Source organism: Arthrobacter pityocampae (assembly GCF_002927275.1).
GTDB lineage: Bacteria > Actinomycetota > Actinomycetes > Actinomycetales > Micrococcaceae > Arthrobacter_D > Arthrobacter_D pityocampae.
The window spans coordinates 157511-177211 of sequence record NZ_PRKW01000005.1; the positions used below are offsets into that span (position 1 = coordinate 157511).

Annotated in this window: 18 protein-coding genes; 7 read left to right on the forward strand and 11 right to left on the reverse strand. The window is 71.2% G+C overall.

Features of this window, described 5'->3' with window-relative positions; genetic code table 11:
- Nucleotides 1–20 precede the first annotated feature (20 nt).
- Complete coding sequence (locus tag C4K88_RS12195) at nucleotides 21–503, reverse strand: PGPGW domain-containing protein (RefSeq protein WP_104122226.1); 483 nt, start codon at nucleotides 501–503, stop codon at nucleotides 21–23.
- Between the two features lie 139 nt (nucleotides 504–642).
- On the opposite strand from C4K88_RS12195, the gene C4K88_RS12200 reads away from it, so the two are divergent.
- Genes C4K88_RS12200 through C4K88_RS12210 form a run of 3 tightly spaced genes read left to right on the forward strand, consistent with a single transcriptional unit; the run spans nucleotide 643 to nucleotide 3060 of the window.
- A complete protein-coding gene (locus tag C4K88_RS12200) occupies nucleotides 643–1632 on the forward strand; it encodes a ring-cleaving dioxygenase (RefSeq protein WP_104121910.1) in 990 nt (329 codons plus the stop codon).
- Nucleotides 1629–2270, forward strand: a complete 642-nt coding sequence (locus C4K88_RS12205; protein ID WP_104121911.1) for an alpha/beta hydrolase — start codon at nucleotides 1629–1631, stop codon at nucleotides 2268–2270. The genes C4K88_RS12200 and C4K88_RS12205 overlap by 4 nt, the downstream gene beginning before the upstream one ends.
- The gene (locus tag C4K88_RS12210; protein ID WP_104121912.1) at nucleotides 2263–3060 is read left to right on the forward strand and encodes an isocitrate lyase/PEP mutase family protein; all 798 of its coding nucleotides are present in this window, start codon (nucleotides 2263–2265) and stop codon (nucleotides 3058–3060) included. The genes C4K88_RS12205 and C4K88_RS12210 overlap by 8 nt, the downstream gene beginning before the upstream one ends.
- 30 nt (nucleotides 3061–3090) lie before the next feature.
- On the opposite strand, the gene C4K88_RS12215 is transcribed toward C4K88_RS12210, so the two are convergent.
- Nucleotides 3091–3996 (reverse strand): prolyl oligopeptidase family serine peptidase, encoded by a 906-nt coding sequence (locus C4K88_RS12215; protein ID WP_438502351.1) that lies wholly within the window; start codon nucleotides 3994–3996, stop codon nucleotides 3091–3093.
- A gap of 64 nt (nucleotides 3997–4060) precedes the next feature.
- Here C4K88_RS12215 and C4K88_RS12220 point away from each other — a divergent pair, with 64 nt between their 5' ends.
- Nucleotides 4061–5170, forward strand: a complete 1110-nt coding sequence (locus tag C4K88_RS12220; RefSeq protein WP_104121914.1) for a GTP pyrophosphokinase — start codon at nucleotides 4061–4063, stop codon at nucleotides 5168–5170.
- 44 nt (nucleotides 5171–5214) lie between these two features.
- Here the strand turns inward: C4K88_RS12220 and C4K88_RS12225 are convergent, their stop codons facing one another.
- From C4K88_RS12225 to C4K88_RS12235, 3 genes are read right to left on the reverse strand one after another with little or no spacing between them, the layout of a single operon-like run.
- On the reverse strand, nucleotides 5215–6726 hold the full coding sequence (locus C4K88_RS12225) for a carboxyl transferase domain-containing protein (protein WP_104122227.1): 1512 nt from the start codon (nucleotides 6724–6726) through the stop codon (nucleotides 5215–5217).
- A complete protein-coding gene (locus tag C4K88_RS12230) occupies nucleotides 6723–7943 on the reverse strand; it encodes a CaiB/BaiF CoA transferase family protein (protein ID WP_104121915.1) in 1221 nt (406 codons plus the stop codon). The genes C4K88_RS12225 and C4K88_RS12230 overlap by 4 nt, the downstream gene beginning before the upstream one ends.
- 58 nt (nucleotides 7944–8001) lie before the next feature.
- Nucleotides 8002–9366 (reverse strand): SLC13 family permease, encoded by a 1365-nt coding sequence (locus tag C4K88_RS12235; protein WP_104121916.1) that lies wholly within the window; start codon nucleotides 9364–9366, stop codon nucleotides 8002–8004.
- 142 nt (nucleotides 9367–9508) lie between these two features.
- Here C4K88_RS12235 and C4K88_RS12240 point away from each other — a divergent pair, with 142 nt between their 5' ends.
- A complete protein-coding gene (locus C4K88_RS12240; RefSeq protein ID WP_104121917.1) occupies nucleotides 9509–10210 on the forward strand; it encodes a FadR/GntR family transcriptional regulator in 702 nt (233 codons plus the stop codon).
- Between the two features lie 80 nt (nucleotides 10211–10290).
- On the opposite strand, the gene C4K88_RS12245 is transcribed toward C4K88_RS12240, so the two are convergent.
- From C4K88_RS12245 to C4K88_RS12260, 4 genes are all read right to left on the reverse strand, one after another.
- The gene (locus C4K88_RS12245) at nucleotides 10291–10755 is read right to left on the reverse strand and encodes an SRPBCC family protein (protein WP_104121918.1); all 465 of its coding nucleotides are present in this window, start codon (nucleotides 10753–10755) and stop codon (nucleotides 10291–10293) included.
- Nucleotides 10756–10789: 34 nt separating this feature from the next.
- Nucleotides 10790–13174 carry a phosphoketolase family protein gene (locus tag C4K88_RS12250; protein ID WP_104121919.1) on the reverse strand — a complete coding sequence of 795 codons (2385 nt, stop codon included), beginning with the start codon at nucleotides 13172–13174 and terminating at the stop codon, nucleotides 10790–10792.
- Between the two features lie 36 nt (nucleotides 13175–13210).
- A complete protein-coding gene (locus tag C4K88_RS12255) occupies nucleotides 13211–15718 on the reverse strand; it encodes an ATP-dependent DNA ligase (RefSeq protein ID WP_104121920.1) in 2508 nt (835 codons plus the stop codon).
- A 76-nt stretch (nucleotides 15719–15794) separates the two neighbouring features.
- Nucleotides 15795–16289: an SRPBCC domain-containing protein gene (locus tag C4K88_RS12260; RefSeq protein WP_104121921.1), complete on the reverse strand. Its 495-nt coding sequence runs from the start codon at nucleotides 16287–16289 to the stop codon at nucleotides 15795–15797.
- 69 nt (nucleotides 16290–16358) lie between these two features.
- Here C4K88_RS12260 and ku point away from each other — a divergent pair, with 69 nt between their 5' ends.
- Together ku and C4K88_RS12270 are read left to right on the forward strand one after the other, a co-directional pair.
- Nucleotides 16359–17198 carry a non-homologous end joining protein Ku gene (gene ku, locus C4K88_RS12265; RefSeq protein WP_104121922.1) on the forward strand — a complete coding sequence of 280 codons (840 nt, stop codon included), beginning with the start codon at nucleotides 16359–16361 and terminating at the stop codon, nucleotides 17196–17198.
- Nucleotides 17198–17452, forward strand: coding sequence for a hypothetical protein (locus C4K88_RS12270; protein WP_104121923.1), 255 nt, complete (start codon nucleotides 17198–17200; stop codon nucleotides 17450–17452). Before ku ends, C4K88_RS12270 begins: the two co-directional genes overlap by 1 nt.
- Before the next feature lies 1 nt (nucleotide 17453).
- Here C4K88_RS12270 and nhaA read toward each other — a convergent pair whose 3' ends face one another.
- Together nhaA and C4K88_RS12280 are read right to left on the reverse strand one after the other, a co-directional pair.
- Nucleotides 17454–18872 carry a Na+/H+ antiporter NhaA gene (gene nhaA / locus C4K88_RS12275; RefSeq protein ID WP_104121924.1) on the reverse strand — a complete coding sequence of 473 codons (1419 nt, stop codon included), beginning with the start codon at nucleotides 18870–18872 and terminating at the stop codon, nucleotides 17454–17456.
- A 132-nt stretch (nucleotides 18873–19004) separates the two neighbouring features.
- Nucleotides 19005–19694, reverse strand: a complete 690-nt coding sequence (locus tag C4K88_RS12280) for a potassium channel family protein (protein ID WP_104121925.1) — start codon at nucleotides 19692–19694, stop codon at nucleotides 19005–19007.
- Nucleotides 19695–19701: the final 7 nt, after the last annotated feature.

Genomic DNA, 19701 nt, shown 5'->3' on the forward strand with positions numbered 1-19701 from the left:
CCGTCGTCCCCGGCGTCGTCCTAGCGCGGGCGCCGGGGAATGATCGAGGGCCGCGGCGGGATGGGCCTGCCCCGGAAGCGCCGCACGCTGTAGACGATCAGGGTGAGCGCGATCATCGACGACAGGAGCAGGCTGACACCCGTGCCCGTGCCGCCGAAGAGCCACCACTTGTCGGCGAAGAACCACCAGGCGGGCGTTGCGGGCTCCATGATCCAGACCACGCCGAGGGCCATGATCACGAACGAGCTCATGCAGCTCGCCGTGATCCGCGGGATCGTCTTCACCCCGAGGGCTGCGGCGTGGAAGGCGTTCTCCTTGAGCGGGGTCAGGTAGCGCCGCGCCCAGTGGTAGTGCCGCGACAGGACCGCGAGTCCCCCGGCCACCATCAGCAGCCCCGGGCCGGGCAGCACGAGAGCGGCGAGCCCGAGCACCACGAGGCTCCACCCGATCACCTCGGCGCCGGTCCGATGGACCCAGCCCGGGATGCGCCCTTTCGCTGCCATGATCACAGGATGCCACAGGCTCCTGAGTGCCCACGATGCCCGGGAGGTGAACTCCGGGCATCGGAACAAATACCCGGGTACATGTGTTTGCATGGACATGCCGGTGCCCGGAAGGCCGGTCCGAACCCAGGAGGACAGCGTGAGCGTACAAACCGAAGGTCTCCACCACGTCACCGCGATCGCGGGTGACCCGCAGCGGAACATCGACTTCTACATCAGGGGCCTCGGGCTACGCCTGGTCAAGAAGACGGTCAACTTCGACGATCCCGGGACGTACCACCTCTACTACGGCGACGAGGCCGGCCGCCCTGGGTCCCTGCTGACGTTCTTCCCCTGGCAGGGCATCCGCAGCGGCCGCGTGGGCAGCGGACAGTCGACCACCACCGCGTTCTCGGTGCCGCAGGGCACCCTCGGCTGGTGGCAGGAGCACTTCAAGGCGATCGGCGTCGCCTCGGACATCGTGCGCGCCTCGTCCGAGGAGGAGCGCCTCTCCCTCCGCGACCCCGACGGACTGCAGATCGACCTGGTGGCCTCGTCCGTCTCCGACCCCCGCGACCCGTGGGACTCCGCCTCCGTCCCGGCCGAGTACGCCGTGCGGGGCCAGCACTCCTCGGTCCTCACGGTCCAGGACCCCACCCGCACGCTCGAGACCCTCACACGGGACCTCGGCATGACGGTCCTCACCGAGAAGGACGGCCGGTACCGCCTCAGCACGCATGCCGGGGAGCCCGGCACCGTGGTGGACGTCGTCGCCGACCCCCGCGGCGAGCGCGGTCTCGTGGCCGGCGGGACGGTGCACCACATCGCCTTCCGCGTGCCGGATGAGCAGACCCAGGAGGTGTGGCGCCAGGAACTCGCCGACCGCGGGTACGCGGTCACGGCCATCCTCGATCGCCAGTACTTCACCTCGATCTACTTCCGCGAACCCGGCGGGACGCTTTTGGAGATCGCCACGGACACCCCGGGCTTCGACATCGACGAGCCCCTGCTGGAACTCGGCCGCTCGCTCAAGCTGCCGCCGTGGCTCGAGCCGAACCGCGAGGCCATCTCCCACGCGGTCGCGACGATCGACGTGCCGGAGGAGAACAATCCCGCCGTCCAGGCGTCCGCCAGGAAGGCGGGGGCATGACCAGCCCGCAGACGTGGCCGCACGTCTTCGAGGCGGGAGGCGCGGGCACCCCGGTGCTGCTGCTCCTCCACGGGACGGGCGGCACGGAGGAGGACCTCCTCCCGCTCGCCGCCCGCCTGGCGCCCGGGGCCGGCTACCTCGCGCCGCGGGGCCCGGTGCAGGAGCACGGCCTGAACCGCTGGTTCCGCCGGTTCGGGGAGGGCGTGTTCGACGTCGACGACGTCGTCCGCCGCGCGGACGAGCTCGCCGCGTTCCTCGGCTGGGCGCGGGAGCACTACGGCATCGCCGACCGCCCGCTCGTCGCCGTCGGATTCTCGAACGGGGCGAACATCGCCCTCGCCGCCGCACTGCTCCACCCGGACGCCGTCTCCCGCGTCGTCGCGTTCTCGGGGATGTACCCGCTCGAGGGGCGCACCGTCGGCGCCGACCTGTCCGGGACGTCCGTCGCCCTGTTCAACGGGTCCTCCGACGCCATGGCCCCGATCGACAGCGTGACCCGCCTCGGGTCGATCCTCGAGAGCCGCGGCTCCGAAGTAGACCGGAACGTCCGCGAGGGCGGTCACGGGATCCACCCCACCGAGGTGGACGGCGCCGCCGCCTGGATCGCCTCGCACACCCGAAAGGTTTCCCATGACTGAGACGCACACAGGCCACGCCGATCTCGCCGCGAAGGCCGCGACACTCGCCCGGCTGCACGCCGCCCCCGAGATCCTGCAGGTCGTCAACGTGTGGGACGTCATCAGCGCGAGGACCATCGCCGACCTCCCCGGCACCACGGCGCTGGCCACGGCGAGCCACTCGATCGCGGCGTCGCTCGGCTACGAGGACGGCGAGAACATCCCCCTCGAGGAGATGATCGCAGCCGTCGGTCGGATCGCAGCGGCCACCCCGCTCCCCGTGTCCGCCGACCTCGAGGCCGGCTACGGCGACCCCGGAGAGGCCGTCCGCCGGGCGATCGGCGTCGGCATCGTGGGTGCGAACATCGAGGACCAGATGCGCCCGCTGGCCGACGCCGTGGCGCAGATGGAGGCGGTCGTGGAGGCCGGCCGGGCCGAGGGCGTCGACTTCGTCCTGAACGCGCGCACGGACGCTCTCCTGAAGGCGGGCGACCGCGACCCGGCGGACGTCCTGGCCGACGCCGTCGAGCGTGGCACGGCGTACCTCGCCGTCGGTGCGACGAACGTGTTCGTGCCCGGACTGCTCGACGAGCACTCCGTGACGACCCTCGTGGAGGCCTTCGGTCCGCAGCGGCTCAGCGTGATCAACGTGCCCGGCAGCCTGGCGCCCGCACGCCTGCAGGAACTCGGTGTCGCCCGGATCTCCTACGGCCCGTGGACGCAGCGCGTCGCCCTGACGGCCCTGGCGGACTCCGCACGGGAGCTGCTCGCCGGTGGCGCCCTGCCCGAGGGGACCCTTCCGCTGAACTAGGCGCTCCCCGGTCGGGGAGCCCGACCCCGGTCAGCCCTGGCCGGGCGGGCCGGGGTCACTCGCCTGCTCGAGGCGGGCGAGAACGGCGGCCCAGGCCTCGGACCCCGGGGTGATCACCGCGAAGTGGTCGCCCGGGACGCACACGAGTTCCGCCGTCGCACCCGCCGCCGACGCCGCGGCCACGTACGCCTCCGACTGGGCCGGCGGCACCGTGGTGTCCTCCGTGCCGTGCACCGCGTACACGGGCACGGCGAGGGGGATCGCGGTCATCGGGTCCGCGAGCGCGTAGCGGTCGGGGTCCCCGGGTGCGCCCAGCAGGTTCTCGACGGCGTCATCGCTCAGGCCGAGCGCCCGGGCCTGCGCGAGGTCCAGCACCCCGGCCTGGCTGACGACGGCGGCGAACGGCACCACCGGGGCGCCGGCGCCCGGGGCTCCCGGCGGCAGCGTCGGCCGCCCCGCCGCCCACACGGCGAGGTGGCCGCCCGCGGAATGGCCGAGCGCCGTCGTCGCACCCAGGTCCAGGCCGTGCTCGGCAGCCGCGACGGCCAGGTGGTCGATGCCCGCGGCGACGTCGTCGAAGGTTTCGGGCCAGCCCCCGCCGTTCCCTGCGCGCCGGTACTCGAGGTTCCAGCACGCGTAGCCGCGCGGGGCGAGGTCCCGTGCGAGGGGAACGCCCAGTTCCGCACCGTAGGTGGACCGCCAGTAGCCGCCGTGGATGATCACGACGACGCCGCGCACCGCCGTCCCCCCAGGGGGCAGGTAGAGGTCCGTGAACTGGCTGGGATCGTCCCCGTACCGGTAGCGCCGGGGCGGTGCGGCGGCGGCCCCGGGCTCCCGGCGGACACCGCAGGCCGCGAGGACGGCAGCCCCCGCCGCGGCCACCAGGGCCAGGACGGAGCGGCGGGCCGGCGGGCGGGCGGTGTTCTCGCGGTGCACAGGGGAAGCGTAACGGTCACCGGGGTTGGCTACGATGAAGACTCTCCTCGGAAAGGCTGGCTGCATGGGCGCGTGGGACGATCTCGACGAGCGGCTGCGCCCTGCCGTCGAGGCGCATACGCGGGAGTACGCGCGGGTCCGGCCCGCCCTGGACCGCGTCACCGAGGCCATGCGGTCCAGCATCGCGGCGATCTTCGAGGGCTCCGGCCTGAGGCCCCTGTTCGTCACGGCGCGCACCAAGACCGTCGAGTCCTTCCGCGACAAGGCGTCCCGCACACTGCCGGCCGTGGACCCCGCGGACCCGCCCTCCCTCGTCTTCCCGGACCCGATGCGGAACCTCACGGACCTCGTGGGGGTCCGCATCATCACCACGCTGCCCCACGAGGTGGATCTCGCGGCGAACCTCCTCAAGCGGCAGCGCTCCGAGTTCGACTGCCGGGGGGACCGGGAGAAGGACATCGGGTCCATCGAGTCCGGGACGTACGGCTACTCCAGCCGGCACCTCATCATGCGGACCATCCACAACGACGTGGTGCGCAGCTTCCAGCAGGCCGTGGACCCGGAGACGAAGGCCGCCGGGAGTTATCTCTTCGAGGTGCAGGTGCGCACCGTGCTGGCGCACGCGTGGTCGGAGATCGAGCACGACATCCGGTTCAAGGCGTCCAACCCGAAGGCCTGGAGCCCCTACTTCGACCGCCAGTTCACCGGGACGGCGGCCATGCTGGAGACCGTGGAATCAGCGTTCGCGGAACTGCACGAACGGTACGAGACCGTCACGGGCTTCTGGGACGAGGACGGCGAGGGCAGCGCGCCGCTCACCCCGAACCGCATCCGGGACGTCTGGCAGACCCTGCTGCCGCACGTTGACCGGAAAGCCGATGACAACTGGGGGTGGGCCGCCGAACTCCTCGCCGCACACGGGCGGAAGACGACCCTCCAGCTCGTGGACCTGCTGCAGGCGGACACCATCACCACGGTCCGCAAGGCGCTCGACCACCGGTACTCCCCCGGCCCGGACCGGCTCCTCGACGACATGCTGCTGTGGCACTACGGCGAGCGCCACATCGACCTCACGGCCGAGGCGCCGGACGCCGAGAACACGCCGCGCCGGGACAGCCTGCAGCGCCGGCACCGCCAGATGCAGATCTACCGGGCGCAGCACCCGGGCACCTGATCGGCCGGCGCAGACCCGCTGCGCGGTCGGATCCACGGCCGCCGTCAGGGTGTGCCGGCCCGGTACTTCCCGGCCCGGCGCTCCAGCCGATCCCCGGCCGGCAGGCCCTTGACCCGCGCCAGCTCGTACTCGATGGCCGAGGCCATCCGCTCGCAGAACGCACGCACCTCCTCGGCGGCGTCGGGCCGTTCATCCACCACATGGTCGACGACGCCCCGCGCCACCAGCACGGCGACCTTCACGCCCTGCGCCTCCGCCATCTCGGGCGCCCGGTCCACGGTGCGGTGGACGATCGCACTGGCGCCCTCGGGCGGGAGCGGCGAGAGCCAGGCGTGCTCGGCGGCGATGGTGCTGTCCGCGGGCAGCAGGGCGAGAGCGCCGCCTCCCGCCCCCTGGCCCAGCAGCACCGAGACGGACGGCGAGGCGAGCCCGATGAGGTCGTGCAGGGACCGGGCGATCTCCCCGGCGAGCCCGCCCTCCTCGGCCTCCCTGGACAGGTCGGCGCCGGCGGTGTCGATGACGGTCAGCAGCGGGAGACCGAGCTCCTCGGCGAGCTTCATGCCGCGTCGCGCCTCCCGGAGCGACGCCGGCCCCATCACCGAATCCTCGGGGCGCCGCGGCCGCTGGTGGCCGAGCACGACGCACGGTTGCTCCCCGAATCGGGCGAGGGCGAGCAGCAGGCCCGGGTCCTTCTCGCCCTGCCCGGTCCCGTTGAGCGGCAGGACGTCACGGGCCCCGGCGGCCAGCAGCCGCCGGAGATCGGGGCGCCGGCGGTTGCGTGAGATGAGGATGGACGTCCAGGCGTCGCCGTCGCCCGGGGTGAGCGCGGTGGTCGCAGGTGGCGGGGGTGGGGGCGCCGGTTCCGCGAGCAGGACGGAGAGCGCCGCGTCCACGACCGCCGCGAGCTGCCCGGGCGGGACGACGGCGTCGATGAGTCCCTTGTCGAACAGGTTCTCGGCGGTCTGCACGCCTGTCGGGAACGCTTCCCCGTAGAGCGCCTCGTAGACGCGCGGCCCCAGGAAGCCGAGCAGTGCGCCGGGTTCCGCGACCGTGACATGGCCGAGGGACCCCCACGATGCCATGACGCCGCCGGTGGTCGGGTGCCGGAGGTAGACGAGGTAGGGCAGGCCCGCCTGCCGATGGGCCCGCACGGCACCCGTGATGTCCACCATGGACAGGAACGCGGGTGTGCCCTCCTGCATCCGGGTACCCCCGGACGCCGGGCCGGCGAGCAGGGGGAGCCGCTCGCCCGTGGCCCGGGTGACGGCGGCGGTGATGCGCTGGGCGGCGGCGCTGCCGATCGACCCGGCGAGGAACGAGAACTCGGAGACGATGACGGCGACCCGCCTGCCCCGGATGAGCCCCTCGCCGGTCAGGACGGACTCGTCCGCGCCGCTCTTCTCCCGGGCCCGCCGCAGTTCGTCCTCGTACGCAGCGCCGGCACCGGGGTAGGGCGATGCGACGGGGCTGTCCCACGAGGCGAAGGACCCGGCGTCGAGGACGGCGTCGATGAGTTCACGCGCGGTCAGGTGACGGGCAACGGGGTCAGTGCTCACGTATCGCTGCCCGACGAGGCGAGCCACGCACGAATCGCCTCTCCGTCGCCGTCGAGCAGCGGCGGCGCGCCGTGGCTGCGGGGGGTGGTCTCCGACGCGCCGTCGAAGAAGCGCAGGGGCGGGCCGGGCAGCGCGATGCTGCCGAGCACGGGGTGGTCGACGTCCAGGAGCAGGCCCTGGGAGTGGACCTGGTCCCACGCGTACACCTCGTCGAGGGTTCGGACCTTGCCGGCGGGGATCCCTGCCTCGTTGAGCTTCGCGAGGAGGGGTGCCGGCTCATGGGCGGAGAACGCATCCTCGACCACCCGGATCAGCAGGTCCCGGTTCCGCACCCGGTCCGCGTTCGTGGCGAACTCGGGCCTGCCGGCCTCGAGTCCGAACGCCGTGGTGAAGGCGGCCCACAGCTTCTCGCTGCCCACACTGATCTGCACCTTGCCTCCCCGGCAGTTGAACAGTCCGTAGGGGGCGATCGAGGGGTGGTGGTTCCCCTGCGCCTGTGGCACCTCGCCGGCCACGGTGGTCCGGGTGCCCTGGAAGGCGTGGACGCCGATGATCGCGGCGAGCAGCGACGTACGGACCACCTGGCCGCGGCCCGTCCGCTCACGCTCCAGCAGGGCGGCGACCGCCCCGTACGCGCCGTACATCCCGGACAGGAGGTCGGCGATGGGCACGCCGACGCGCTGCGGGCTGTCCGCATCCGGGCCGGTGACGGACATCAGGCCCGCCTCCCCCTGGACGATCTGGTCGTACCCGCTGCGCTTCGCCTCGGGGCCGTCGTGCCCGAACCCGGTGATGGAGAGGATGACCAGGCCGGGGTTGAGCTCCAGCATCGCGTCCGTGGAGAAGCCGAGCCGGTCCAGGACCCCCGGCCTGAAGTTCTCGACGACGACGTCCGCGCGGCGCAGCAGATCGGTGAGGACCGCCCGCCCGTCGTCGCTCTTGAGATCGAGGGCGATCGACTCCTTGTTCCTGTTGCAGGACAGGAAGTAGGTGGACTGGCGGTCGTCCTCCGGTCCGACGAAGGGCGGTCCCCAGCCGCGGGTGTCGTCACCGGTACCGGGCGTCTCCACCTTGATGACACGGGCTCCGAGGTCGCCCAGCATCATCCCGGCGTGGGGCCCGGCGAGGGCCCTGCTGAGGTCGACGACGAGGCGCCCGGCGAGCGGTCCCCCGCGGTCCCCCGCGGTCGGTTGCGGTGCGGTGGTCTCGGCGGTCATGGTTCCTCCGGGGTCGGGTCCTGTAGAGCGATGGGGGCAACGTGTCGGTGGGGCCGGCTCAGAGCCAGCCGGGGACCACGAGAACGAGCCAGGCGATGATCGGGCCGGCGACGACGACGATCGCCCCGTAGCCGAGGATCTGCCTGTAGAAGCGGTCCTTGTCCGTGCCCTCCGGGGCGTTCGCCAGGACGAGGGCACCGTTGGTGGAGAACGGCGAGACGTCCACGATCGTGGAGGACACGGCGAGCGCGCAGACGACGCCGACGGCGCCCACGGCCCCGGTCTCGAGGAACGGGATGGCCAGGGGGATCAGTGCCGCGAGGATGGCCGTCGAGGACGCGAACGCGGACACCACGGCGCCGATGTAGCAGATCAGCAGCGCTGCGAGGAGCGGCATGCCGAGCCTGGCAACGCCGTCGGACACGTACTCGATGGTGCCGGCGGCCTCGAGGACGCCCACGAAGGTGAGCATGCCGCAGATCAGCAGCACGGTGGACCAGGCGATCTTGTTGACGGCCCCGCTCTGCGCCTTCGGGGAGATCAGGGCGAGGACGACGGCCACCGTGATGGCGACGAAGCCGACGTCGACGCTGAACCCGAGGGCCACGACCGCGAGGGCGATGAGGCCGAGGATGGTGGCGCCCTGGGAGACGCGGTCCTCGCGGGTCCTGGTGGCGACGACGCCGTCGCCGGCCGGGTCGCGTGGACCGTAGGTGCCGCTGCCTGTCCCCTTGTAGGCGACGTCGGCCCGGCGGGCCCCGGGGCTCACGCTCAGGCGGGCCTCGGCGGCCTCCTCCACGAACTCGGTGACGCGCGAGGACATCAGACCGCGGCCGCCCAGGACCACGAACAGCGCGAGGGCGATGAGCAGGTTGAAGATGAAGCTCGCCAGGAACACGGCGAGGGGGCTGTACTCGAACCCGGACTGTCCCACGATGTCGTTGACGATCACGCCGTACACGGCGATGGGCGAGAAACCGCCGGCCTGCGCGCCGTGGACCACCATCATGCCCATGAGCAGCGGGGAGATCTTGTGGCGGGCCGCGAAGCCGAGGGCCACGGGGGCCATGATGGCGACGGCGGCGGGGCCGAGCGCGCCGACCGCGGTGATGACCGCGGTGATGAGGAACATCACCCAGGGGATCAGCGCCACCCGGTTGCGCACGAGCTTCACCGCGCCCTGCACGAGGAGGTCGATCGTCCCGTTGTTCTGGGCGATGGCGAAGAGATAGGTCACCCCGACCAGGGTGAGGAACAGCCCGCCGGGGAACTCGGCGATGATGTCGTCGGTCTCCATGCCGAGGACGACCGCCCCGAGGAGGAAGGCACCGACGAAGGCCAGCGCCCCCATGTTGATGGGCAGCAGGGTGGCTATCAGGAACATCGCCGCGAGGATGATGATCGATAGGAGCGGAGCGGACATCGTTATCCTCCAGCGGGCGATGGACAGGGGGCTGAGCTGTGACCTGGATTACAAAACCACTGGCCTAGCCTGTAGGAGAGTGGGTGTCCCTGTCAATTGATGAGCGATACCATGACGTCATCACAACACGGGGGAAGCCAGAATGACCGAGAACGCCAGTCCACCGCCGCTCGGACGCCTCGCGCGTCCGCGCCTGTACGAACAGCTCGTGGAGCAGCTCCTCGGCTACATCGAATCGGCGAGGCTGCGCCCCGGCGATCTCCTCCCCGCGGAGCGGGATCTCGCCGAACGGCTCGGCGTCTCGCGGGCCACGCTCGCCCAGGCACTCGTGGCACTCGAGGTCCTCGGCGTCATCGACGTGCAGCACGGCACCGGGGCGGTCCTGCGGCATCGTCCCAGTGTGGCCACGGTCATCAGGGGGCTGCGCGAGCACAGGAGCCGGCTCCCCGACATCGTCGAGGCCCGCAGCACCCTCGAGGTCAGGCTCGCCGCCCTCGCGGCCGAGCGCCGCACGGACGAGGACCTCGCCGCGATCGACAGGGCCCTCGACGAGATGCGGACGGAGATCGACGACGGCGGTCGCGGCGCCCACGGTGACGAGCTCTTCCACCAGGCGGTCACGGCTGCGGCCCACTCCCCCGTGCTGGCTCAGCTCATGGCCTTCATCGGCGAGATGGTGCTCGAGACCCGCCTGGAGTCCCTGGCCCAACCCGGCCGGCCGGAGCAGTCCCTCGCCTCGCACCGGAGCATCGCCGAGGCCGTCCGGGCCCAGGATCCCGCTGCTGCGGCTGCGGCCATGCAGCGCCACATCGAACTGGTCTCGGACGTCGCCCTCCTGGACTGACCGTCCGGGCCGGAACGCGAGGCGGCGGTCGGCCCCTCGGGACCGGCCGCCGCCGTGCGTTCAGTCGGGCAACCCGGGGATCAGGCCTCGGACACCTGCGCCGCGAGGTTCGCCAGCGTCGAGTCCAGGGCATCCTGCGAGACCTCCGGGAAGCTCAGCTGCTTGAGGATCGCCTTGTCCGTCACGGCGGACCAGTCGTAGGTCACGGAGACCTCGGTGGCGTCCGGGCCCGCAGGCTGCAGTTCCCACACCCACTCCCAGCCCGGAGGAACTTCCCCGGCGGGAGCCGTCTTCCAGGCGAGCAGCTTGTTCGGGTCGTAGCCCACCACGTGGTTGTCCGTCTGGTAGTCGCCGCCCATCTTGTCCCACTTCTGGTTCATGGTGAACGTCTGGCCGACGCCGGTGATGCGGTCCGACTTGCTGTCCGACTGCACCATGCCGGAGCCGTCCAGTGCGGCGTGGTGGGCGGGGTTGGAGAGGAGGTCGAAGATCGCACCGGCGGGTGCGTCGATGGTGCGGGTCGCGGAAATACGGGTCTCTGTCATGCGGCGTTCTCCTTCTGGTCGTGGACGACGGGTTTTACTTCGCGTCGTCCGGCGAAGATTCGTCGAGCGTCCAGCCGGTGATGGACTCGAGGTCCTTCCCGGCGTCGCGCGTGTACTGCCAGGCCCGCTGCCGCTGGTCCTGGAGGTCCTGCCGCAGGCGGGCCTGGGTGGCCCCGAGGGTCGGGACGCGGTCGATCAAGTCCATCGCCAGCTGGAACCGGTCGATCTGGTTCAGCATCGCCATGTCGAACGGCGTCGTGGTGGTCCCCTCCTCTTTGTACCCGCGGACGTGGAGATTCGCATGATTGGTGCGCCGGTAGGTGAGGCGGTGGATCAGCCAGGGGTAGCCGTGGTAGGCGAAGACCACGGGCTTCGACGTCGTGAACAGGGTGTCGAAGTCGCGGGCCGACAGTCCGTGGGGGTGCTCGGTGCTGTCCTGCAGGCGCATGAGGTCCACGACGTTGACCACGCGGATCCGCAGCCCGGGGACGGCCGCCTTGAGCAGCCCGGCCGCGGCCACGGCCTCGAGCGTCGGCACGTCGCCGGCGCAGCCGAGGACGACGTCGGGCTCGACGCCCGGCTCCTCGGACCCGGCGAATTCGAGGATTCCGATGCCCCGCGTCACGTGCAGGCGTGCGTCCTCGGGCCCGAGCCAGGTGGGCGCCGGCTGCTTGCCGGTGACGATCACATTGATGGTGTCGCGGGTCTGCAGGCAGTGCTCGGTGACCGCGAGCATCGTGTTGGCGTCCGGCGGCAGGTACACCCGGATGATGTCCGCCTTCTTGTTCACCACGTGGTCGATGAAGCCGGGGTCCTGGTGGGAGAACCCGTTGTGGTCCTGCTGCCACACATGGCTGGAGAGCATGTAGTTGAAGGACGCGATCGGCTGGCGCCAGGACAGCGCGCGGTGCACCTTGAGCCATTTCGCGAACTGGTTGAACATCGAGTCGACGATGTGCACGAACGCCTCGTAGCAGTTGAACACGCCGTGCCGTCCGGTGAGGAGGTACCCCTCGAGCCAGCCCTGGCACAGGTGTTCACTGAGGACCTCCATCACGCGGCCCGAACGGGCGAGGTGCTCGTCGACGTCCTCGATGCGCGGCTGCCAGGCCTTGTCCGTCACCTCGTACACGGCGGACAGCCGGTTCGACGCCGTCTCGTCCGGGCCGAACAGCCGGAAGTTGTGGGGGTTCTCCCGGATGACGTCCCGGAGGTAGCCGCCGACGGTCATCATCGGGCTCGCCTTGCCGGTACCCGGCCGGGAGACCTCGACGGCGTGCTCGGCGTAGGAGGGCAGCACGAGGTCGCGGAGGAGCCACCCGCCGTTGGCGTACGGCGTCGCGCTCATGCGCAGCGGCCCGTCCGGGGCGAGTGCGGCGATCTCCGGCCGCAGCTCCCCGCTGTCGGTGAAGAGCGACACCGGATCGTAGGACCGCATCCACTCCTCGAGCTGGCGCAGGTGCTCCTCGTTCTCGTGGATCCCGGACAGCGGCACCTGGTGGGCGCGCCACGTCCCCTCCGAGGGCAGGCCGTCCACCACCGCCGGGCCGGTCCAGCCCTTCGGCGAGCGCAGTACGATCATGGGCCACCGCGGGGCGGGGGCCTCCGGTGCCCTGGGTGAGGTGCGGGCCGCCTCCTGGAGAGCGTGGATGTCGTCGATGCACGCGTCGAGGACGGCGGCGAAGTCCCGGTGGGCATCCTCCGTGGCCGAGGGGTCGGAGACCGTGACGAAGTGCGGGTCGTAGCCGTAGCCGTACATGAGCTGCCGCAGCTGCTCCTCGGGCATACGGGACAGCACGGTGGGGTTCGCGATCTTGTAGCCGTTGAGGTGCAGGATCGGCAGCACGGCGCCGTCCACCGCCGGGTCCACGAAGCTGGACGAATGCCAGCTCGTGGCGAGCGGCCCGGTCTCGGCCTCCCCGTCACCGATGACCGTCGCGGCGATGAGGTCGGGGTTGTCGAAGACGGCGCCGTAGGCGTGGGCCAGCGCGTAGCCGAGCTCCCCGCCCTCGTGGATGGACCCCGGGGTCTCGGGTGCCGCATGGGACGGGATGCCACCGGGGTAGCTGAACTGCTTGAAGAGGGCGTTGAGCCCCACACCGTCCCGGCCGATCGCGCTGTACGTCTCGGAGTACGTCCCCTCGAGCCAGGCGTTCGCCACGTTCGCGGGGCCGCCGTGGCCAGGGCCCGTGACGAAGAGCACCTCCTGCCGCCGCTCCGCGATGACCCGGTTGAGGTGCGCGTAGACGAAGTTGAGCCCCGGGGTGGTGCCCCAGTGCCCGAGCAGCCGCGCCTTCACGTCCTCGCCGACGAGCGGGCGGGTCAGCAGGGCGTTGTCCCGCAGGTAGATCTGGCCCACCGAGATGTAGTTGGCTGCCCGCCACCAGGCGTCCAGTCCCTGGATATCGAGAGTGCTCATATCTGCCTCCTTGGGTGCTGCGTGGAATCGGTCGGTTCAGGGTTCGACGACGACGTCGGACGGTGACTTGTCGGGGCGCCAGCCGCGCCAGACGGCGTGCCGGAGGCGGCCGGCGCCGGTGTGCCCGCTGTACTGGACCTCGCCCACGAGGGCGGGCCGGACCCAGTGGGCGTCGGAGGCGTCGGCGTCGGGGACGTCGGCGAGAGGGGCGGTCCTGCGGGCCAGGTCCTTCAGGCGGGTGCCCGCCTCCGCGAGGTCGCGTTCGGTCAGCCCCGATCCCACGCGGCCCACGTAGCGCAGGTCCGCACCGTCGGGTACGGCGACGAGCAGGGACCCCACCGTCGCCGCCCGGCTGCCCCGGCCGGGACGCCAGCCCACCACCACGACCTCCTGCGTCCGCAGGTGCTTGATCTTCACCCAGGACGCCGATCGCGCGCCGGGCTGGTAGTCGCTCGCCAGGCGTTTGGCCATGATGCCTTCCAGCCCGAGCCGGCGGCTCGCCTCGACCGCCTCCCGGAGCGTGGCATCGAGCGCCGGCGGGACCTGCACGTGCCCGTCCCCGGCGTCGTCGACGGCCCTCCCGAGCAGTTCGCGGCGCTGCCGGTACTCGAGGCCCGTGAGGTCGTGGCCGTCGAGGTCCAGCAGGTCGAACAGCATGAGGCGCACCGGCGTGGTGGCCTGCGCGGCCTCGATCTCCGCGCCATCGGTCAGCTTCATGCGGGTCTGCAGGAGCCCGAAGTCGGGGCGGCCCCTGGCGTTCAGGGCGACGATCTCGCCGTCGAGCACCGCGCTGTCCGCGCTGAGGTGCTCGGCGAGGTCCCCGAGCTCCGGGTAGGTGGTCGTGGTGTCCGCGCCGTTGCGGCTGAGCAGCCGGACCGTGCCGTCCCGGACGACGGCGATGCAGCGGATGCCGTCCCACTTCATCTCGTAGGCCCAGTCCTCGGGATCAGGGATGGCGTTCTCGGAGCCGAGGGTGGCCAGCATGGGCCGCAGGGGCGTCAGGTCGGCGCGTGCGGGATCGGGGGTGGAGCCGGACGGCGGGCGGTCCTCCGGTACCTCGGTACTGTCCTGGCCCGGTGCCTGCCCCACCTCCGCGCCGGCGTCCTGCCGGGGTACGGGCTGCTCCTTCATCAGATGCATCAGCCAGTTGCTCCTGCCGCCCGCGCCGGCACCCGTGTTGATGAGCGCGTAGCGGCGGGTCGCGGCACCCCCCCGGGCGAGCCCTCCGTCAAGCTTCCCGTGAAGCGTGCAGATGACCTCCTTGCCGTCCCGCCACTTCTCCAGCTCGTAGGTCCCGGCGTCCCAGATGGACATCTCACCCGCGCCGTATTCCCCCTTGGGAATACTCCCCTCGAAGGAGGCGTAGTCGAGGGGATGGTCCTCGGTCTGCACGGCCAGGTGGTTCCTGTCCGGCGTGAGCGGCGGGCCCTTCGGGACGGCCCAGGAGACGAGGACGCCCTCGCGCTCCAGGCGGACGTCGTAGTGCAGCCGCCGCGCATGGTGCTCCTGGATCACGAAGCTGTTGCCGCCCGTCGGCCCCACCGCCGCGGGCACCGGTTCGGGGGTCTTCGACGCGTCCCGCATGGACCGGTAGGTCGAGAGCCGGTCCGTGCCGGCAGGCCCGCCGTCCCTGTCCGGGGGAAGAGGCTGCGTCGCCGGGGCCAGGACGTCCCCCAGGTCCGCGACCCGCTGCAGCACGTCCCGGTAGTCGAGGTGCTGCAGACCCTCGGAGCCGAGCTCCTCCCAGGTGCGCGGCGCGGCGACGGTCGGCTCGAAGAGCCCGCGCAGCGAGTAGGGGCTCACCGTCGTCTTGTTCGCGTTGTTCTGGCTCCAGTCCACGAGCACCTTGCCGGGGCGGAGCGCCTTCCTCATACCGCTGACGGCCAGATCGGGGTGGTCGGCCTCGAGGGCGCGGGCGAGTTCGTGGGCGACGGCGGACACCTGCTCGGAGGTCTGCCGGCCGTCGAGCGCGCAGTAGAGATGGATGCCCTTGGATCCGCTGGTGACGGGGAAGGGTTCCAGCCCCATGCCCTGGAGGATGGGCCGGGCGAGCCGGGCCACGGCCGCGCATTCCGCCAGTCCGGCGCCGTTCCCGGGATCGAGGTCCAGGACGAGGCGGTCGGGGTTCGCGGGGGCGCCGTCCGCGGCGAAGCGCCACTGGGGGACGTGGAGTTCGAGAGCGGAGATCTGCCCCAGCCAGGTGAGCGTGGCGAGGTCGTCGACCGTCGGGTAGACGTTGGTGTGGTCCTTGTGCCTGATCGCGTTCCGTGGGACCCAGACCGGTGCGTTGTCGTCGATGTTCTTCTGGAAGAACACCTCCCCCGGGTGCCCGGGCGTGCCGACCCCGTGCACCCAGCGCTTGCGGGTGACCGGTCGGCGGGCCGCATGGCGGATCAGGTGGGGTGCCACGGCCGCGTAGTAGGCGAGGACCTCGGCCTTGGTGGTGCCGGTGGCGGGATACAGCACCTTGTCCAGGCTGGAGAGGCGCAGCGTGTGACCGTCGACGGTGACGGTCTGCTGCCCTGCGGAGCGGGGAGGGGCCATTCCCACAGTCTTGACCGGATGCGCGCCGTATTCCAGTCCCTGCGCCCGGGGACCCCACGGGGGGTCCGTGGGGTAGTCAGTCCCCGAACTGCCGGCGGTACCGGGCCACGTAGGTGTCCCATACCGCCGGGTCCTGTCCGAGGCTGCGCTTGTTGAGGAAGTCGTCGAGACCGGCGATGGTCAGGTGCCAGCCGGCCGCCATGGTGGCCGAGTGGCGGGGGCTGCCCGGGGTGAGGAACAGCACCAGCTGCGTGCCGTTCTCCGCCGTCCGCGTGAGCTCCCAGCGCAGGGCGTCCCGTTCCCAGGTGTAGGCCAGCACCGAGGGCCGCTCGGCCTCCAGCACCGTTCCGCGCAGGGGCTTCTGGTCGGCGAAGCGGAAGAGGATCTCCTCGTCCTTGCGCGGCTCGAACTCCATCTCGCACGGGAACCAGTACTTCAGCTTCTCCACCTCGGTGAGGTGCTTCCACAGCACGGTGGGCGGGAACGCGAACTGGAACTCCAGGCGCAGCACGGTCGCGCCGTCGTCGCTGGTGGTCTTGCTGACGATGGGCTCTACGGTCTCGGAAGTCACCCCTCAAGTCTAGGGGTGGACGGGGGGCATGCTCTGGCCCGGTAAGCCTGCTTGGTGTTCACTGGTCCCATGAGAGCCATCTGGAAGGGTGCCGTCGCGTTCGGCCTGGTGAACGTGCCGGTCAAGGTCTACAGCGCCACGGAGGATCACGACGTCTCCTTGCACCAGGTGCACGACGAGGACGGCGGCCGCATCCGCTACCAGCGGCGCTGCGAGGTGTGCGGCGAGGTGGTGGACTTCAAGCACATCGACAAGGCGTTCGACGACGGCGAGCACACCGTGGTGCTGACGGACGAGGATCTCGCCGCCCTGCCGGTCGAGAGGAGCCGGGAGATCGAGGTGGTCGAGTTCGTTCCGAGCGACCAGATCGATCCGATTATGCTCGACCGCGCATACTTCCTGGAGCCCGACAGCACCTCGACCAAGGCCTATGTGCTGCTGCGGCGCACGCTCGAGGAGACGGACCGCACCGCGATCGTCCAGTTCTCCCTGCGCCAGAAGAGCCGCCTGGCGGCCCTGCGCGTACGGGGCGACGTCCTGATGCTGCAGACGCTCCTGTGGGACGACGAGGTGCGGGAGCCGTCCTTCCCGTCCCTCGAGGAGAAGGTGCGGATCTCGGCCAAGGAGCGGGAGATGTCGGCCGCCCTCGTCGACTCCTTCTCCACCGACTTCGATCCGGAGAACTTCACCGACGAGTACCAGGTGCAGCTGCGCACCCTGATCGAGGCGAAGATCGAGAAGGGGGACACCCTCGACACCGAGGAGACGTTCGGCGGCGCCAAGGGCGACGACGACGGCGACAACGTGCTGGACCTGATGGAGGCCCTGCGGCGCAGCGTCGAGAAGAACCGCGAGAAGAAGGCCGGGTCCGCGAAGGACGCCGGTTCCTCCAGGAAGAAGGGTGCGTGATGGGTTTCTTCACGGACAGCCTCGGCCGCCAGACGGTCGCCCAGAAGCCGAACGCCCCCATCCTCGGGTGGGCGGCGCTCGGCGCGGCGTCGTTCATGGCGCTCGATGAGCAGAACCGCCAGCGCCTGCGCCGGGCAAGCGACGCGTGCCTGGCCGTCTGGGCCGTACTCGAGGTCGTGTCCGGCCGGAGCGGCTTCCGCCGCAGTGCCGGCGCCCTGACGCTCTCCTGGCTGTGGCGGCGCGCGAACGCCTGACCTAGCGCCGCTCGAAGACGTCGGGGACGCCGTCGTTGTCGGCGTCGATCGTCTCCTGTTCCTCGATCTCGCGGTACCGCTTGTTCCGGCGGCGCAGCAGCACGGCGGCGGCCAGCGCGGCGATCATCGAGCCGGCGAGGATGGCGACCTTCGCGTGGTCGTCCTCGGGGGTGCCCTGGCCGAAGCCGAGTTCGCTGATGAGCAGCGACACCGTGAAGCCGACGCCCGCCAGCAGGGCGACGCCGATGATGTCCACCCAGGCGAGATCGGGGTCCAGGCTCGCCCTGGTGGTCTTCGTGACGGCGAGGGTGGCCAGCAGGATTCCCACGGGCTTGCCGATGACGAGTGCCACCATGATGCCCACGGCGATGGGATCGGTGACGGCACTCACGAGTCCCTCGAGCCCGCCGATGGCCACCCCTGCGGAGAAGAAGGCGAAGACCGGGACGGCGAAGCCCGCGGACAGCGGGCGGATGCGGTGTTCGAGGGTATCGGCCAGCCCGTCGGGCTGCACGTCGTGCGCCTTGCCCGGCCCGTCCGCCGGCTCGGTGTCCACGGCCTGCGCCGGATCGTCGAGGTCGGACGCCGTCACGCCGCGCGGCAGTACGGGGATGGCGAAGCCGAGCAGGACGCCCGCGACGGTGGCGTGCACCCCCGAGTCGTGGACCAGGGCCCAGACGACGAACCCGAGCGGGAGCAGGATCAGCCACGGGGCCCAGGCCCGGCGCTGGAAGAAGGTGGGGAAGCGCTGCGCGAGGAAGGCGTAGGCCGCGAGCGGGACGATCGCGATCAGCAGGGGCGGGACGGAGATGTCCTCGGTGTAGAAGAACGCGATGATGCTGATGGCCAGGAGGTCGTCCACGACGGCGAGCGTCAGCAGGAAGATGCGCAGCGAGCTCGGCAGGGAGGAGCCGACGACGGCGAGGACGGCCACGGCGAAGGCGATGTCCGTGGCCGTGGGGATCGCCCAGCCGCGCAGGGCCTCGGGTCCTGCACTCAGCGTGATCGCGACGTACACCAGGGCGGGCACGACGACCCCGCCGATCGCTGCGGCGACGGGCACGATCGCGCGGTCGAACTTGCGCAGGTCACCGGCGACGAATTCGCGTTTCAGCTCGAGTCCGGCGAGGAAGAAGAAGATGGCGAGGAGGCCGTCCGCGGCCCAGGCCCCGACGCTCAGCTCGAGGTGCCAGGGCTCGTAGCCGAACCGGAAGTCACGGACGGCGAAGTAGGTGTCCGCCGCGGGTGAGTTGGCCAGGACGAGCGCGAGGACCGTGGCGAGGAGGAGCAGCCCTCCGCCGACGGTCTCCTTGCGCAGGATGCCGGAGATGCGCAGGTGCTCGGGGTAGCTGCTGCGGCCGAAGACCGTGGCGCCGTGGGGTGTTCCGGGCGGGCCGGAGGGAGTGGAGGGGGAGGTCATGGGTTCCTGGGGATCGGGCTCGCTCGTATGAGCGCCGACCAGACTTCCCGGCTCACCAAGACTCCCAGCGTAGCGTGCGGGCCGGACGGTCCGCGAACAATGACGCCGCGCAGCAGGCCTTGCGCTGCGCGCTCAGACGAGGGAGCTGAAGAGCTCGGCCTTGGCCGTCGGTCCCGCCACGATGATCTCGTCGTCGTCGTAGAGGGTCGTCGAGGCCGTGGTGTAGTCCCAAGTGCCTCCCCTGCGCTTCACGGCCACGACGGTCACGCCGTGCCTGGCGCGGATGCCTGACGTGCCGAGATCGCGATCCCAGTACTGGCGCGGCGGACGGGTCTTGACCATGGCGAAGTTGTCCTCGAACTCCACGTAGTCGAGCATCGCCCCCCGGACCAGGTGGGCCACGCGCTTGCCCATGTCGTGTTCGGGCCGGATCACCCGCTCCACCCCCAGCTGCGAGAGGATCTGCGCGTGCGGCTCGCTGATGGCCTTCGCCCAGATGGTCGGCCGTTCGAAGCGCAGCAGGATCGAGGTGGTCAGGATGCTCGCCTCGAGATCGCTGCCGATCCCCACCACCACGCGGTCGAAGTCCGGCAGCGACAACTGACGCAGGGCCTCCTCCTTCGTGGTGTCGGCCCGCACCACGTGCGTGAGCCGGCCGTTGTAGGACTGGACGACATCCTCGTCGTCGTCGATCCCGAGCACCTCCGTCCCGGCCTCCTCCAGTTCGAGGGCGAGGGCTCCGCCGAACCGGCCGAGGCCGATGACGGCGACGGAGTCCGCGGCGGCGACGGCGTCGGCATCGGTGGGCTTGGAGGAGAACATGCGTTGC